At 69.8% G+C, this 13858-nt stretch carries 15 protein-coding genes; 7 read left to right on the forward strand and 8 right to left on the reverse strand.

Features of this window, described 5'->3' with window-relative positions; translation table 11 throughout:
* Both KV102_RS17065 and KV102_RS17070 read right to left on the reverse strand, forming a co-directional pair.
* Positions 1 to 720 carry an ABC transporter ATP-binding protein gene (locus tag KV102_RS17065; RefSeq protein WP_220341404.1) on the reverse strand — a complete coding sequence of 240 codons (720 nt, stop codon included), beginning with the start codon at positions 718 to 720 and terminating at the stop codon, positions 1 to 3.
* A 3-nt stretch (positions 721 to 723) separates the two neighbouring features.
* The gene (locus KV102_RS17070; RefSeq protein ID WP_220346999.1) at positions 724 to 1710 is read right to left on the reverse strand and encodes an ABC transporter ATP-binding protein; all 987 of its coding nucleotides are present in this window, start codon (positions 1708 to 1710) and stop codon (positions 724 to 726) included.
* Between the two features lie 238 nt (positions 1711 to 1948).
* Here KV102_RS17070 and KV102_RS17075 point away from each other — a divergent pair, with 238 nt between their 5' ends.
* Positions 1949 to 4006, forward strand: coding sequence for an ATP-dependent DNA helicase (locus tag KV102_RS17075; RefSeq protein WP_308290357.1), 2058 nt, complete (start codon positions 1949 to 1951; stop codon positions 4004 to 4006).
* 34 nt (positions 4007 to 4040) lie between these two features.
* Here the strand turns inward: KV102_RS17075 and lexA are convergent, their stop codons facing one another.
* Positions 4041 to 4754 (reverse strand): transcriptional repressor LexA, encoded by a 714-nt coding sequence (gene lexA / locus KV102_RS17080; protein ID WP_220341406.1) that lies wholly within the window; start codon positions 4752 to 4754, stop codon positions 4041 to 4043.
* 279 nt (positions 4755 to 5033) lie between these two features.
* Here lexA and KV102_RS17085 point away from each other — a divergent pair, with 279 nt between their 5' ends.
* Positions 5034 to 5531: a hypothetical protein gene (locus tag KV102_RS17085; protein ID WP_220347000.1), complete on the forward strand. Its 498-nt coding sequence runs from the start codon at positions 5034 to 5036 to the stop codon at positions 5529 to 5531.
* A gap of 9 nt (positions 5532 to 5540) precedes the next feature.
* On the opposite strand, the gene KV102_RS17090 is transcribed toward KV102_RS17085, so the two are convergent.
* From KV102_RS17090 to KV102_RS17110, 5 genes are all read right to left on the reverse strand, one after another.
* On the reverse strand, positions 5541 to 6377 hold the full coding sequence (locus KV102_RS17090) for a serine hydrolase (protein WP_220347001.1): 837 nt from the start codon (positions 6375 to 6377) through the stop codon (positions 5541 to 5543).
* Positions 6374 to 6655: a SelT/SelW/SelH family protein gene (locus KV102_RS17095; protein ID WP_220347002.1), complete on the reverse strand. Its 282-nt coding sequence runs from the start codon at positions 6653 to 6655 to the stop codon at positions 6374 to 6376. The genes KV102_RS17090 and KV102_RS17095 overlap by 4 nt, the downstream gene beginning before the upstream one ends.
* Positions 6652 to 7737, reverse strand: a complete 1086-nt coding sequence (locus KV102_RS17100; protein WP_220347003.1) for a low specificity L-threonine aldolase — start codon at positions 7735 to 7737, stop codon at positions 6652 to 6654. Before KV102_RS17100 ends, KV102_RS17095 begins: the two co-directional genes overlap by 4 nt.
* A 102-nt stretch (positions 7738 to 7839) precedes the next feature.
* Positions 7840 to 8316: an SRPBCC domain-containing protein gene (locus KV102_RS17105; RefSeq protein WP_220341411.1), complete on the reverse strand. Its 477-nt coding sequence runs from the start codon at positions 8314 to 8316 to the stop codon at positions 7840 to 7842.
* Positions 8317 to 8344: 28 nt separating this feature from the next.
* Complete coding sequence (locus tag KV102_RS17110; protein ID WP_220341412.1) at positions 8345 to 8698, reverse strand: helix-turn-helix transcriptional regulator; 354 nt, start codon at positions 8696 to 8698, stop codon at positions 8345 to 8347.
* A gap of 145 nt (positions 8699 to 8843) precedes the next feature.
* On the opposite strand from KV102_RS17110, the gene KV102_RS17115 reads away from it, so the two are divergent.
* From KV102_RS17115 to KV102_RS17135, 5 genes are all read left to right on the forward strand, one after another.
* Entirely contained in the window at positions 8844 to 9206 is a 363-nt protein-coding gene (locus tag KV102_RS17115) for a DUF1330 domain-containing protein (protein WP_220347004.1), read from the forward strand.
* A 51-nt stretch (positions 9207 to 9257) separates the two neighbouring features.
* Positions 9258 to 10481: a hypothetical protein gene (locus KV102_RS17120; RefSeq protein WP_220347005.1), complete on the forward strand. Its 1224-nt coding sequence runs from the start codon at positions 9258 to 9260 to the stop codon at positions 10479 to 10481.
* A 191-nt stretch (positions 10482 to 10672) separates the two neighbouring features.
* Positions 10673 to 11899, forward strand: coding sequence for a fibronectin type III domain-containing protein (locus tag KV102_RS17125; RefSeq protein WP_220347006.1), 1227 nt, complete (start codon positions 10673 to 10675; stop codon positions 11897 to 11899).
* A 56-nt stretch (positions 11900 to 11955) separates the two neighbouring features.
* The gene (locus tag KV102_RS17130; protein ID WP_220347007.1) at positions 11956 to 12603 is read left to right on the forward strand and encodes a potassium channel family protein; all 648 of its coding nucleotides are present in this window, start codon (positions 11956 to 11958) and stop codon (positions 12601 to 12603) included.
* A gap of 66 nt (positions 12604 to 12669) precedes the next feature.
* Positions 12670 to 13858: hypothetical protein (locus KV102_RS17135; RefSeq protein WP_220347008.1), on the forward strand; the 1189-nt coding region annotated here is incomplete at its 3' end.

Here is a 13858-nt window from a genome sequence, read left to right on the forward strand (position 1 = left end):
TCAGAACCCGAGGTATGAGTGGCGCAGGGTGGCGTCGTTGCGCAGGACCTCGGCGGACTCGGTCACGACGACCTTGCCGAGGTTGAGCACGACACCGGTGTGCGCGATGGACAGGGCACTGCGGGCGTTCTGCTCGACGAGGAGCACGGTGAGGCCCGAGTCGGCGACCAGCGTGCGGAGCAGGTCGAAGATCTGCGCCACGATCCGGGGCGCGAGTCCCAGGGACGGCTCGTCGAGCAGCAGGAGGGTCGGCCGGGAGAGCAGCGCGCGGGCGATGACCAGCATCTGGCGCTCGCCGCCCGAGAGCGTGTGCGCCTGTGCACTCCGCCGGTCACCGAGCACCGGGAACAGCTGGTAGGCGTCGTCGAGCGTACGGACCGGAGCCGGGGTGTCGCTCGGTCGCTTGGCGGCCCCGCGGGCGCCGAGGCGGAGGTTCTCCTCGACGGTCAGCTCGGCGATGACGCCGCGACCCTCGGGGACGTGCGCCATGCCGCGGTGGACCATCGACTCCACGGGAGCCCCGGTGATGTCCGTGCCGTTCAGCGTGACGGTGCCCGCCGCGGGGCGTACGAGGCCGGACACCGTGCGCAGGAGCGACGTCTTGCCGGCGCCGTTGGCGCCGAGGACCGCGGTGATCCGACCGGCCTCGACCGTCATGTCGACGGAGTCGAGCGCACGAACCGGCCCGTAGGTGGTGGTGAGGTCGGTGAGGGTGAGCATGCCTCAGCCCTCCTTCGCGGCGGCGCCGGCAGGGGTGGTCGCGAGCGACGCCGTGTCGATCTCGCTGCCTCCGGTCACGTCCGCACCGAGGTAGGCGGCGACGACCTTCGGGTCGTCCTGGATCTCCGCGGGCGTCCCTCGGGCGATGACCTCACCGAAGTCGAGGACCGTGATCGTGTCGCAGATGCGCATGACGAGGTCCATGTGGTGCTCGACGAGGAGCACCGACATGCGGCCGGTGAGGCGCCCGACGAGGTCGCCCAGCTCGTCCATCTCGCCCTCGGAGAGCCCAGCCGCAGGCTCGTCGAGGAGCAGGAGACGCGGCTCGGCCACGAGGGCACGGGCGAGCGCGACCTTCTTCTGCTCCGGGTAGGGCAGCATCCCGGGATAACGGGGCGCGAGGTGTGCGGCGCCGAGGTCGGTGAGGGCCTGCATCGCCCGCTCGCGAAGCGCCTTCTCGTCACGGCGTCCCCGAGGCAGCCCCAGGGAGGCCGAGGCGAAGCCGCTCTCCGAACGGACCCCCGCGCCCGTCATCACGTTCTCGAGGGCGCTCATGCCGGCAAAGAGTCCGACGCCCTGGAGCGTCCGGGCGATGCCGAGACCTGCCAGGTCGTGCGGCCGGAGGCGGGTGAGCTCCTGGCCCTCCCAGGTCAGCGTGCCGGAGTCGGGGCGGACGAACCCGCAGCAGACGTTGAAGAAGGTGGTCTTGCCGGCGCCGTTCGGGCCGATCACGCCGTGGACCTGTCCGGGCTCGACGGTGAGGCCGACGTCGCCCAGGGCAACGAGGCCACCGAACCGTACGGTCACGCCCTCGGCGGTGAATCGGCCGTCGTTCGTGGCGGAGCTGTCCGCGGCGGGCGAGGACTCCGCAGAGGCCGTGGTCGAGGAGTCCGCCGAGGCATCTGTCGAGGCATCCGTCGAGGCGGTGGGTGGTCCGGTTGGTGAGCCCCCTGGTGGGGGCTCGGGGGTGGGCTCGATGGGAGGGGTCATGCGAGTCCTTCCGAGGTGCAGTGTCGTGCGGCCGGGGACGGTGGTGTGTGACCCCGGACACATGGCGGTGTTGCCCGGCGAACGCTACCGATTCGGGGGAACTAAGCAAGCGCTTAGTCGCGGTGGGTGTCCAATTGTTACCGGATGGTGACGCGGGCCACACATCGGGGGTGTCGCGCTGCCGGGGGCCTGTGAGTCGCTCGGCCGTGAGCGGCCGTGCTCTCGGTAGGCTGCGTCGGTGACCTCGTCGATCTCGGACCCGCCCCTCGCGACCGCCGACCCCGGTCGCCACGCCAAGCTGCGTGCGGTGCTCCACGCCGCCGTCGCAGCGGTGGGTGGTGTCGAGCGGCCGGGCCAGGTGGAGATGGTGGAGGCGGTGTCCGACGCGTTCAGCGGAGGCGAGCACCTGCTCGTCCAGGCCGGTACCGGCACCGGCAAGTCGCTCGGCTATCTCGTTCCGAGCCTTCTCCACGATCGCCGCGTGGTGGTCGCGACCGCGACGCTCAACCTCCAGCACCAGCTCGTCGAGCGAGACATCCCCGCCCTCCTCGACGGGGCAGGCGCGGTCCTCGAGCGCACGCCGCGTGCCGCCGTGGTCAAAGGTCGCGGCAACTATGCGTGCCTCCACCGGATCCGCGAAGGAGCGCCCGACGACCAAGGTGTGCTCATCGAGGCACCGAGCGGGTCGCTCGGGGAGGAGGTCGTGACGCTCCGTGCCTGGGCAGAGGAGGAGTCCGACCGCGGAGGCGTCGGCGACCGGGACGCCGCGCCGTCGCACACCGAGCGGGCGTGGCGGCAGGTCAGCGTCCACGCGCGGGAGTGCCTCGGCGCGTCGCGCTGCCCGTACGCGATGGAGTGCTTCGCCGAGGCGGCCCGCGACCATGCGGCCGGCGCCGACCTCGTCGTGACCAACCACGCCCTGCTCGCGATCGACGCGATCGACGGGGTGCCCATGCTCCCTGAGTACGACACCGTGGTCATCGACGAGGCGCACGAGCTCGTCGCGCGGGTGACCCAGGCGTCGACCGCCGAGCTCGCCCCGCCATCGGTGGAGCGGGCGGCTCGCCGCGCCCGCTCGTACGTCCGTGGGCGCGAGGCCGATGACCTCGAGGACGCCTCGGACGCTCTCCGCGAGGCGCTGGAGGTGACGGCGCCCGGCCGGATCGCCTCGCCGTCGGACCAGCTGGCCGACGCGCTGAGCCTCGTGCGCGACGCCGCCCGGGACTGTCACTCGGCGATGCCGAAGGAGCCCAAGGACTCCGGCGACGGTGACGCCGCCCGGCAGCAGGCGAAGGCGATGGTCGACGACGTGCGCAAGGTCGCCGAGCGGATGGCCGCGGCCTCCGAGGCCGACGTGCTGTGGATGGCCGAGCGGGAGGGTGCCCGGGGTGGCAACGAGCTGCGGATCGCGCCTGTCGACGTCGCGCTCACGCTCCGCGACAAGCTGTTCGCCGAGAACACCGTCGTGCTGACGAGTGCGACGCTCAAGCTCGGCGGCGGATTCGACCCGGTGGCGCGCAGCGTCGGGCTGTGGGCGTCCGACCGTACGGAGGAGGGCGCGTCCGGCGGTCGCGGTGACAGCGGCGGGGACGATGACGGCGACGGGTCACCGGCGTCGTACGCCTGGCGTGCGATCGACGTCGGGTCGCCGTTCGACTACGCCAAGCAAGGCATGCTCTACGTCGCGCGGCATCTCCCTCCGCCGGGACGCGACGGGATGGGTGCCGCGGCCCTGGACGAGATCGTCGATCTGGTGCGAGCCGCCGGTGGGCGCACGCTCGGGCTGTTCTCGTCGCGGCGCGGCGCGGAGGCGGCTACCGAGGCCGTGCGCGAGCGGATGCCCGACGTCGAGGTTCTGTGTCAGGGTGACGCGCAGCTCCCCGAGCTGGCGAGGCGGTTCGTGGAGGACCCGCGCACGTGCCTGTTCGGCACGCTCAGCCTGTGGCAGGGGATCGACCTGCCGGGGGAGACGTGCCAGCTGGTGATCATCGACCGCATCCCGTTCCCCCGCCCGGACGACCCGTTGATGAGCGCGAGGCAGCGGCTCGTGGAGCGGCACGGCGGCAACGGCTTTATGCAGGTCGCCGCGACCCACGCCGCGCTCCTGCTGGCGCAGGGGTCGGGGCGCCTGATCCGACGCGCCGACGACAAGGGCGTCGTCGCCGTGCTCGACTCACGACTGGCCACCGCGCGGTACGGCAGCTTCTTGGCGTCCTCGATGCCGCCGATGTGGCGTACGGTCGACCGCGAGCTCGTGCTCGGCGCGCTGCGGCGCCTGGACGCCGGAGCGTCCTGAGTGCCGCAGCCGCTGACGGTCTCGCCTGCGCGGGTCAGACCCGCCGCATGACTGTCGTGACCTTGCCGAGGATGGTGGCGTCGGTGCCGTCGATCGGGTCGTACGCCGGGTTGTGCGGCAGGAGCCAGACCTTGCCGTCCTTGCGCTGGAGCGTCTTGACGGTGGCCTCTCCGTCGAGAAGGGCGGCGACGATCTCGCCGTTCTCCGCGGTCGGCTGCTGCCGGATCACGACGTAGTCTCCGTCGCAGATCGCCGCCTCGACCATCGAGTCGCCGCGCACCTCGAGCATGAAGAGCGTGCCCTCGCCGACCAGCGTGCGGGGGAGGGGCATGACCTCCTCGACGCGCTCCTCGGCGAGGATCGGGCCGCCGGCGGCGATCCGGCCGACCATGGGGACGAAGGCGGGCTCCGGGCGGGAGTCGCCCGCGCCCGTCTCGTCGAAGCCGAAGTCGACCGCGTCACCGATCGACCGGCGCGCCGCGAGGATGTCGGGCAGGAAGACCTCGATCGCGCGGGGGCGGTTGGGGTCGCGGCGGACGAAGCCGTTGCGCTCGAGCACCTTGAGCTGGTGAGCGACGGAGGAGACGCTGGCGAGACCGACGGCCGCGCCGATCTCGCGCATGCTCGGCGGATAGCCGCGTTGCTCGAGCGACTCGCGGATGATCTCGAGGACGCGGCGCTGACGCGGAGTCAGCCCGCTCGCGTCCGGCGGTCCGTCGGGGAGCTCGGAAACCTCGGCCTTCGTCATGGCCCTGACACTAGACCGCGGCGCCGGTGTGATCAAACATATGTTCGATCGTGTCGGCGTGTCGTGATGAAGTCGTCCTCAGGCGCCCATCTGGCGGACACGTCGAAAGCATGTTCGAACGGTCCTTCCAATTCTGTCGGTCGGTGTGATTAGGTTCGTACACATGTTCGATCGAACGCACGTTCGGCAACCCGCTCGGTTTCCGGTCCGGATGCACGAGCTGATCCGCCGCCTCGCTTCGGTCGGCAGACCGTACGAGTCCGAGAGATGGAGGACACGATGAGCACCGTCCGCAGCACCCTCGAGCGTCCCGTCGCCGACCGCACCGTCGTCGCGATCGACACGCCGCTGATGCGCTGCATCGAGCGGCACCCGGCGGGCCGGGGGATGCGCGGCGACCGTCGGTCCGCTCCGCGACCAGGCCCGCGGCCCGGGCCTCGGCCTCGTCGGCAGCAGCCGGCCGACCGCACCCGCGGTCGATCGGGCTACCGCCTGACCCGCCGTGGTCGGTTCGTCGTCTTCATCGCAGCCCTGATCGCGATCGCCGGCCTCACCGTGGCTCTGGGTGCGCGGGTCATCGCGACCTCGGAGCAGGCCGAGCCCGTCCCCAGTCGCGTGGTCACGCTCGAGCCAGGGCAGACCGTGTGGGACCTCGCCTCAGAGGCCAACCCCGAGGGTGACATCCGGTCTACCGTCAAGGACATCGCCGATCTCAACTCGTTGACGAGCGCGGGCGAGGTCACGGCAGGCGAGACGATCTACGTCCCGATCTACTGAGCCCAAGCCCTACTGGGTCGACACGCCGCGGTCGTCGGTGACCACCTCGCGCAGCCAGGTGCCCAGGGCGTTCATGGCGCGCAGGACGTGGTCGCGTACGGACGGCTCGGCACCGTCGCTCCACTCGGCGACGGCCGCGTAGGCGACGGTTCGGGCGGGACCCGAGACCGCTCCGGTGTCGGCTCGCACGTCGGAGGTCGTGCCGGTCTTGTTCCAGAGCACGATGCCGCGGTCCGGATCGGTGTGCGCGAGCGGATCCAGCCCGAAGGCGTTCGCGACCATGGAGAGATCGGTGTTCGCCGCGAGCCATCCGCTGACCCGTTCGCTGATCCCGGGCGAGAGGATCTCGCGACGGTGCAGACCCGCACAGAAGCCGGCCAGGTCGGTGGCGCAGCCGACCGACAGGGCCGGCGGGTGCTTCGGCCCACGGTCGTCGCGCACCCGGTCGAGGAGGCGGCTGCGCTGCATCCCGATGCGTTCCGCCGTGGCAGTCACGGTGTCGAGACCGAGACGACGAAGCAGGACGTTGGTCGCCAGGTTGTCACTCATCGCGCCGATCAGTGCACACACGTCGGTGACGGGCAGCGTGTCGGTGGCGAGCAGATGCCAGAGGCCCGAGTCGGCGACCCAGTCGTCGGCGGTGCGGCTGAGCTGCTCGGCGGGATCGATCCGCTCGGTCGCGATCCGGTGTGCCGCCTCGACGAGCAGCACGAGCTTGCCGATGCTCGCGGTGGGCAGCACCAGCTCCGGCTGGACGGCCGCGAGCACTTCGTCGCTGTCGGCATCACGCACCTCGAGGGACCAGCGGACGGCGTCGTCCGGGCGGGGGAGAGGCGGCTCGCTCATCGATCGCGGTCCGCGTGCCCGAGAGGTCGGTCCGGATCGATGTGGTCCCGGACCCGGCGCTTCAGCTCCGCCGCGTCCGGGAAGCCGCCATGGACGGCGCGGTCCCACACGACGTCGTCGTCGACCGTGATCCGGAAGACGCCTCCGGTCGTGGGCACGAGCGTCACCGAGCCGAGCTCGGTCCCGAACGTGCTCAGCAGCTCCTGGGCCATCCATCCCGCGCGAAGCAGCCACTGGCACAACGTGCAGTAGGTGATCTCGACGCGGGGCTGCGTCATCCGAACGCCTTGTGCAACGCCGTCAGGAATGCTGCGACGTCCTCCTCGGTGGTGTCCCACGAGCACATCCACCGAGACTCGACGAGGTCCGGGTGGGATCCCGCGCGCCAGTCGTAGAACGGGTGCTCGACCCGTACCGCGTCGGCAACCGCCCGCGGAAGCGTGGCGAAGACGACGTTGGCCTGGGTCGGGTTCGCGACGTGCAGCAGCGGCGCCCCCGACTCGTGTACACGTCCGTCCCGTGCGAGCTCGTCGGCCAACGCGTCGACGCCGGCGCGCAGCTGCGTCGCCCGGGCGTTGGCTGCGGTCGCGTTCGCGAGCCAGAGATCGCGCTCCGGATCGAGGAGTGTGGCGAGCTGCGCGGAGACGTACCGCATCTTCGACGTCAGCTGCATCGACATCTTGCGGATGAACTCGATCCCGTGGACTGCGCCCGGGTTCAGGACGACCACCGCCTCGCCGAGGAGGATGCCGTTCTTCGTGCCGCCGAACGACAGCACGTCGACGCCGAGGTCGGTGGTGAGCGCGCGGAGCGAGAGGCCGAGGTGCGCGGCGGCGTTCGCGATCCGTGCCCCGTCGACGTGGACGCTCATCCCATAGGCGTGTGCGGTGTCCACCAGGCCACGGACCTCGTCGGCCGAGTAGACGGTGCCGAGCTCGGTGGACTGCGTCAGCGACACGGCCAGCGGCTGTGCGCGGTGCGGGTCGCCGAGGTTGATCGTGTACTCGCCGAAGGACTGCGGGACCATCTTGCCGTCCGGCGCGGCGACCGGGAGCAGCTTGATGCCGGCGACACGCTCGGGGGCGCCGTTCTCGTCGGTGTGGAGGTGCGCGACGTCGGTGACGATCGCCGATCCCCAGCGGGGGAGGAGAGCACCGAGGGAGACGACGTTGGCGCCGGTGCCGTTGAACACGGGATACGCCTGGGCCTGGTCGCCGAAGTGGTGCCGTACGAGCTCGGTGAGTCGTGCCGTCCACCGGTCCTCGCCGTAGGAGACCGCGTGCCCGTCGTTCGCCGCAGCGATCGCCTCGAGGATCGCGGGATGGGCGGGGGCGTAGTTGTCTGATGCGAACGCTGCCACGTCCGCCAGCCTAGTGCCGCCGCCCGCTTTCCCGATGTGACGGGTTGTGCACCGAATCTTCTGCGGAAAGGGTGCGGAACCCATCACATCGGGGGCGGAGTCTCAGGAGTCGGCGAGGAGCTTCTCGAGGCGGACGAAGCCCTCCTCCATCCCGCCCTCCATGCCGGACTCGACCATCCCGTCGCGGTCCTCGACCGAGGCGAACGCGCTGATAGCGTCCATCCGGGTCCGGCCGTCGCCGAGGTCGGTGAAGCGGAGGGTCTCCAGCGACACGTGACCGGGCATCCCTTCGAACTCGAACGTGCGCGTGATGCCGTTCTCGACCGAGGGCTCACCGTGGTAGACGCCTCGGAACACGTACTCGTTGCCGTCGGGCTCCCTCTGGAGCCAGCGCCAGCGGCCGCCGTCGCGGACCTCGTTGACGATGATCTCGGTCTCGAGCCTGTCGGGGCCGAGCCACTTCTTCTGCCACTCGTCGTCGACGTTGGCGTGGAACAGACGCTGGGGCGTCGTGGTGAACGTCCGGCTGAACTCGATGGTCGAGGTGCCGGGCGTTGCCGTGACTGTGAGGTCGGACATGGTTCCCCCTGAGGGTCTCGGTGATCGGTCAGGACGTGGCAGACGGTGGCTCGGAGTCGATGGCGTCGGCCTCGGCGAGGAGTGCGTCCAGGCGGGCGAAGCTGTCCTCCCAGTACGCGCGGTAGTCGGCGATCCAGTCGGTCGCCTCCTTCAGCGGTGCCGCCTCGAGGTGGCTGAGCCGCATGGTCCCCTGCTGCGTACGAGACACCAGGCCAGCCCGCTCGAGGACCCTGAGGTGCCGCGACACCGCCGGCTGCGACATCGCGAACATCGAGGTGAGCTCGTTGACGCTGGCGTCACCGTGGGCGAGCCGCCCGAGGATCGCGCGGCGGGTCGGGTCCGCGAGGGCCCCGAACACGGCGTCCAGCTCGTCGTCCGTCATTCGCCATAACCAATCTGTTTTATAACTGATTGGTTTTAGAGTGCGCCCAGTCGCGCCAGATGTCAACCCCATGACCTCAGAGGTCATCGACTCGTGCCCGTCCCGTCAAGCAGGCTCGGAGCCTCACCTACCGAGAGGATCACTGATGACTGCCTACGCAATCGCCCACATTCGCGAGATCACGATGGGACCCGACATCGTCGAGTACCTGGAGCGGATCGACGCGACGCTCGCCCCGTACGGGGGCCGGTTCCTCGTGCACGGAGCAGACGTACGCACCCTGGAAGGCGAGTGGCCGGGCGACATCGTCATCATCGCCTTCCCCGACCATGACCACGCGACGCGCTGGTACGAGTCAGACCCGTACCAGGCGATCCTGCCGCTGCGTACAGAGAACTCCGACTCGGTCGCGATCCTCGTCGACGGGGTGGGGGACGACCATCGCGCAACGGACATCCTGGGCCGCGCTGGCGCGACCGGCACGCCTCTGCCCGCCGAACAAATCTGAGTGCCGTGACCCCCTGCGCGCGCACGGTGGAACGCGAAGGGGGAGATTCCAATGAACAGAACGATCCGCGTGGTCGGCCTCGGGGCCGCAGGCGCACTCATCGGCGGCACCCTTGTCGCCACTGCGCCGACGGCCTCGGCCGACGACGTCAACACCGCTCCGGTACGCAAGATCACCGGCGCCACCACCAGCCCGTTCGGCCTGGCCAAGGTCGGAGGGCGAACCTACGTAGCCAACTTCGGTCAGAACAACGTGGTCGTCTACGCCGCCGGTGCTAACGGCGCGGCGATGCCGATCCGCACGATGAACAGTGGGCTGAACTCTCCGCGTGGCGTCGACGTCGACACCAACGGGTTCACGTACGTCGCCAACAACAACGGTCTCGTCTCGGTCTTCGCGCCGGACGCCGACACCGGCGACGCACCGGTCAAGACGTTCGGGACCGGCGCGGGCGCCGCCCTCGGCCTCGACATCGGCCCGACGGGCAGCATCTTCGTCCGCAAGGCGACGACCATCAACGTCTACTCGCCGGCCGCGGCAGGCAACCCGGCGTCAACCACGCGTCAGATCACCGGCCTGCCCGCGGGCAACGGTGTGCACGTCGCCGCGAGCGGGACGACCTGGGCCGACGCCGGCGCGGCGCTGCGTGCGTACGCGTCGAACGCCAACGGGGGCGCGACGCCGCTCCGGACGATCTCCGGGGCGAAGACGGAGCTCGCGGCACCCATCGTCGGCATCGGCACCGACTCCAAGGGACGTGTTTATGCGTCGAACTTCAACGCCGTCAGCACGGTGGTCGCCTTCTCGGCGTCCGCGGAGAACAACGTGGCTCCGCTGAAGGTCCTCGGCGGACCGGCGACACAGCTCAGCAGCCCGGGGCATCTCTCCGTGGCCGGTGATGGAGGACTGACCGTCGCCAACTTCGGCGGACCGTCCGTCCTCGAGTTCCGAACGCTCTTCCCGAAGCCGGCCCCGGTCGTCAAGGTCCCGGGCAAGCCGCGGGCGTTGAAGGTCGCCGGCAAGCAGAGGGCCAAGACGCGCAAGGTCTCGTGGAGGGCACCCGCCAACAACGGCGGCGCAAGGATCACCGGCTACCGGCTCGTCGTCAAGAAGGGCAACAGGGTTCTCCTGAGGAAGAACTTCGGGGCGAGCAAGCGGTCGTACAAGATCAAGCGCTCCAAGCTGCGCAACGGCAAGAACGTCGTGCTGATCAAGGCCAAGAACACGAAGGGCTTCGGCAAGAACGCCAGGAAGTCGTTCCGCGTGCGCAAGTAGGTCCGCACGGTCCGCAGTGGCGGGGCTGGCTCTCGGGAGCCGGCTCCGCCATTTCGATGTCACTCGAATTGCCTTGCGGAGGCCGAAGTCGGCAGCCAAGAATGCCGGGCACCCGTCGTACAAGCGGGATCATCGCGTCCAAACCGGTCCTCGGAGGAGATCCTCCAGGACGTGCGGACGTAGGAGGAACCATGAGAAGAGTTACTTTCGTCGGCATCGCCGCCAGTGCGGCGCTGGCCGGTGGTCTGTTGGTCAGCGCTCCTGCCGAGGCAGCACCGGGCGACCCGGTCAGCGTCCGACCTGAGCGGACGATCATCGGTACGAAGGCAGGGGCAAAGCCGCCCTGGGACGTGCACCTCAGCGCGTCCGGGCGGACGTACGCCGCCGACTTCCACCGTGATCGAGTCGTGGTCTACAGCGCCAGAGCCCGAGGCAAAGCGCGCCCGCTGTACTCGCTTCGGGGAGCGCGGAGCCGTATCTTCGAGCCTCGTGGCATCGCGCGTGACTCCGTGGGGCGTCTCTACGTCGCCAACGGGAACAAGCGTGTCCTCGTCTTCGGCAAGAATGCACGCGGCAACGTGCGGCCGATTCGTGTGCTGCGTACTGGGATGTCTGTCGGCTCGGTGTCGATGACACCGGACAACCGGCTGATGGTCGCGGGCTCGAACGGCATCAAGATCTACCGCCGCTCGGCCTCGGGCACGGCGAAGCCGGTGCGCCAGATTGCCGGTGACAAGGCAGAGCTCGGCGGGGTGATCGACGTGAAGATGAACGTCGACGGTCGCATCTGGGCGACGTTCGGGGAGGGAGAGTTCATCTCCGTCTTCGCGCCGGGTGCGAACGGCAACGTGGCGCCGGAGCGCAGGATCACCGCCGACTGGCCCGGAGCGGGCCTGTGGGAGCCGGAGCCGCTCGCCTTCGACCGTGCGGGGCGTGCCTACATCGGTCTGCACTCGGGCCACGTCTACATCCTGGATCCTAGCGCGACGGGCGAGGCCACGCCTCAGCTCGTCGTCAGCAACCGGCGGCACGGCCACGTCGACGGCCTTTCGGTCAGTCGTACGGGCAAGGTCGCCGTCACTGGCAACAACAGGATCACCGTCTATCCGCGGTTGCGGGCGATCACGGTGCCGTGGGCAGCGCGGGGAGTCTCGGTGTCAGGATCGCCGACGGCGACCAACCGGGTCGTGCGCTGGGCGCGGCCGCTGGGAGACGGTGGCGCGAGCGTCACCCGCTACCGCGTCACGGTCAAGCAGGGGACCCGGACGGTCAAGGTCGCCCGGCTGAAGGCATCGCGACGTTCCTACACACTGAAGCGGAGCAACCTGCCTGCTGGGACGAGCACGGTCGTCGTCCAGGCACGGAACCGCAAGGGATACGGCCCGGGCACGCCGCTGACCTTCACGGTCACGCGGTAGCACCGGCGAGACATAGGCACTGCGGATGACGGCGGCGAGCCCTAGGCTCACGTGTCGTGGACGGGCATGGGCGGGGGACACGCCGGGACCGGTACGGCATCGTGCTCGCTCTGCTCGCCGTCGTCATCCTGCTGGTCCCCGTCGACAGCAGTGCGCTGCGTCCGCTGGTGACCGCGCTGCTCGGCGCGGTGCTGCTCTTCGCGCAGAGGACCTCGGGAGCGCGCCGCTCGGTGATGGTGACCTCGGCGGTGCTGGCTGCCGTCGCTGTCGTCGTCTCGGGCGGCGCGCAGGGCTTCAACAGCGAGACGGCCGTCTCCGTCTACTCGATCACCGTCATCCTGCTCTGCCTCGCGACCATCACGACGATCGGCGTGCACGTCCTCCGGGACCCGTCGTTGGACGTGCACATCGTCCTCGGTGTCATCGCGGTCTACGTCCTCCTGGGGATCGCCTTCGCCGGTACGTATTCCGTGGTGGGGATCGTGCAAGGAGGCTTCTTCGCCCAAGGCGGGGCCGACGACGACGCGGTGAACTACTTCTACTTCAGCCTGATCACGATCACGACGACAGGCTTCGGCGATCTCTCGCCGGTGACGGACACGGGCAAGATCCTGGCGGCGCTGGAGGCGCTGATCGGGCAGGTCTATCTCGTGACCGTGGTGGCCCTCGCGGTGTCCGGTGTGACGCGCCGCCGTCGGGCTTAGGCGTCTGCTGCTCGACGCACGCGTAAACGGTCACACCTCACTCCAACGACGAAAGCAGGGCGCACCATGCGCATCTCACGATTAGCTGCCGCCGCTACCGCGGCGGTCATGACGGCCGGCGGCCTCGTGCTCGCCGGCGCGGGGGCGGCGTCAGCAGACACCGTCGACTACAGGCCGGCTCGAACGATCCCCGACTACTACGACTGGGACGAGATGGTGGTGGCGGTCGACATCGCGAACGATGGCACCACCTACACGCTCAACAAGCACGGCTTGGAACTGCGCGTCTTCGGTCCGAAGGCCAACGGCAAGAAGGCGAAGCCAATCCGGGTGTTGGGGGTGCCGCAGCAGCTGTCCGACGCCCGGGACGTGGCCGTCGACAGCCAGGGTCGGGTCTACGTCCTCGATCTCTTGGAGTCCACCAAGTCGCGAGTGCGGGTGTGGGCTCGCGGCGCCACGGGGCCGGTCCTACGGACCTTGAACGTCCCGGGCTACTCCACGGACGTGGCGGTGAGCGCAGCCGGACACGTCGTCGTCGCCGGGGAGCGCACCGTCCGCGTCTACGCCCCCGGCGCATCGGGCGACGCGACGCCGCTGCAGACGCTCAGCGGCGTCGCGAGCGGGCTCCCGCAGTGGACGACGGGAGTCGCCCTGGACAGCTGGGGTCGTGTCTGGGTCTCCTCCAGCAACACGCTGCTCGTCTATGCACGTGGAGCGACCGGACAGGACGCACCGGTAGCCACGATCGCCGGATCGCGTACGCGCTTGCGCGGCACCGCGGAGATCGACCTCGACGCCAAGAACCGCGTGTACGTCTCGGATGCCGACGCGGGGATCTCAGTCTTCTCGCCGTCACGGTACGGAAACGTCGCACCGCTCCGCGAGCTGCGTGGGCGCAAGTCCGGCCTCGACTGGGGACTCGTTGGTGTCAACGCGCGCGGTGACGTCATCACCAAGCGCAGCCGCACCTCGATCGGCATCTTCCGGACGTTGTTCCCGACGCGCCCGTCGGCGGTGCGGTCGGTGCGGGTCACGAGGAAGGCGTCGGCGAAGAAGCGGACGGTGCGGTGGAAGAAGCCGGCCGATGACGGTGGCCGTGATGTGCGGTCGTACAAGGTCGTGATCCGCAAGGGCTCGAAGGTGCTCAAGCGGGTGACGCTCAAGCCGGGCCGGCGGTCGTACACGGTGCGGAAGTCGGCGCTGCGTCGCGGGAAGCTCACGGTGACGGTACGGGCGAAGACAGCGAAGGGCTGGA

This window comes from Mumia sp. zg.B53 (assembly GCF_019550935.1).
Classification (GTDB): Bacteria; Actinomycetota; Actinomycetes; order Propionibacteriales; family Nocardioidaceae; genus Mumia.

Coding starts and splice junctions, on each gene's coding strand:
- KV102_RS17065 (WP_220341404.1), bottom strand. CDS start 720: ATGCTCACCCTCACCGACCTCACCACCACCTACGGGCCGGTTCGTGCG.
- KV102_RS17070 (WP_220346999.1), bottom strand. CDS start 1,710: ATGACCCCTCCCATCGAGCCCACCCCCGAGCCCCCACCAGGGGGCTCA.
- lexA (WP_220341406.1), bottom strand. CDS start 4,754: ATGACGAAGGCCGAGGTTTCCGAGCTCCCCGACGGACCGCCGGACGCG.
- KV102_RS17085 (WP_220347000.1), top strand. CDS start 5,034: ATGAGCACCGTCCGCAGCACCCTCGAGCGTCCCGTCGCCGACCGCACC.
- KV102_RS17090 (WP_220347001.1), bottom strand. CDS start 6,377: ATGAGCGAGCCGCCTCTCCCCCGCCCGGACGACGCCGTCCGCTGGTCC.
- KV102_RS17095 (WP_220347002.1), bottom strand. CDS start 6,655: ATGACGCAGCCCCGCGTCGAGATCACCTACTGCACGTTGTGCCAGTGG.
- KV102_RS17105 (WP_220341411.1), bottom strand. CDS start 8,316: ATGTCCGACCTCACAGTCACGGCAACGCCCGGCACCTCGACCATCGAG.
- KV102_RS17110 (WP_220341412.1), bottom strand. CDS start 8,698: ATGACGGACGACGAGCTGGACGCCGTGTTCGGGGCCCTCGCGGACCCG.
- KV102_RS17115 (WP_220347004.1), top strand. CDS start 8,844: ATGACTGCCTACGCAATCGCCCACATTCGCGAGATCACGATGGGACCC.
- KV102_RS17120 (WP_220347005.1), top strand. CDS start 9,258: ATGAACAGAACGATCCGCGTGGTCGGCCTCGGGGCCGCAGGCGCACTC.
- KV102_RS17125 (WP_220347006.1), top strand. CDS start 10,673: ATGAGAAGAGTTACTTTCGTCGGCATCGCCGCCAGTGCGGCGCTGGCC.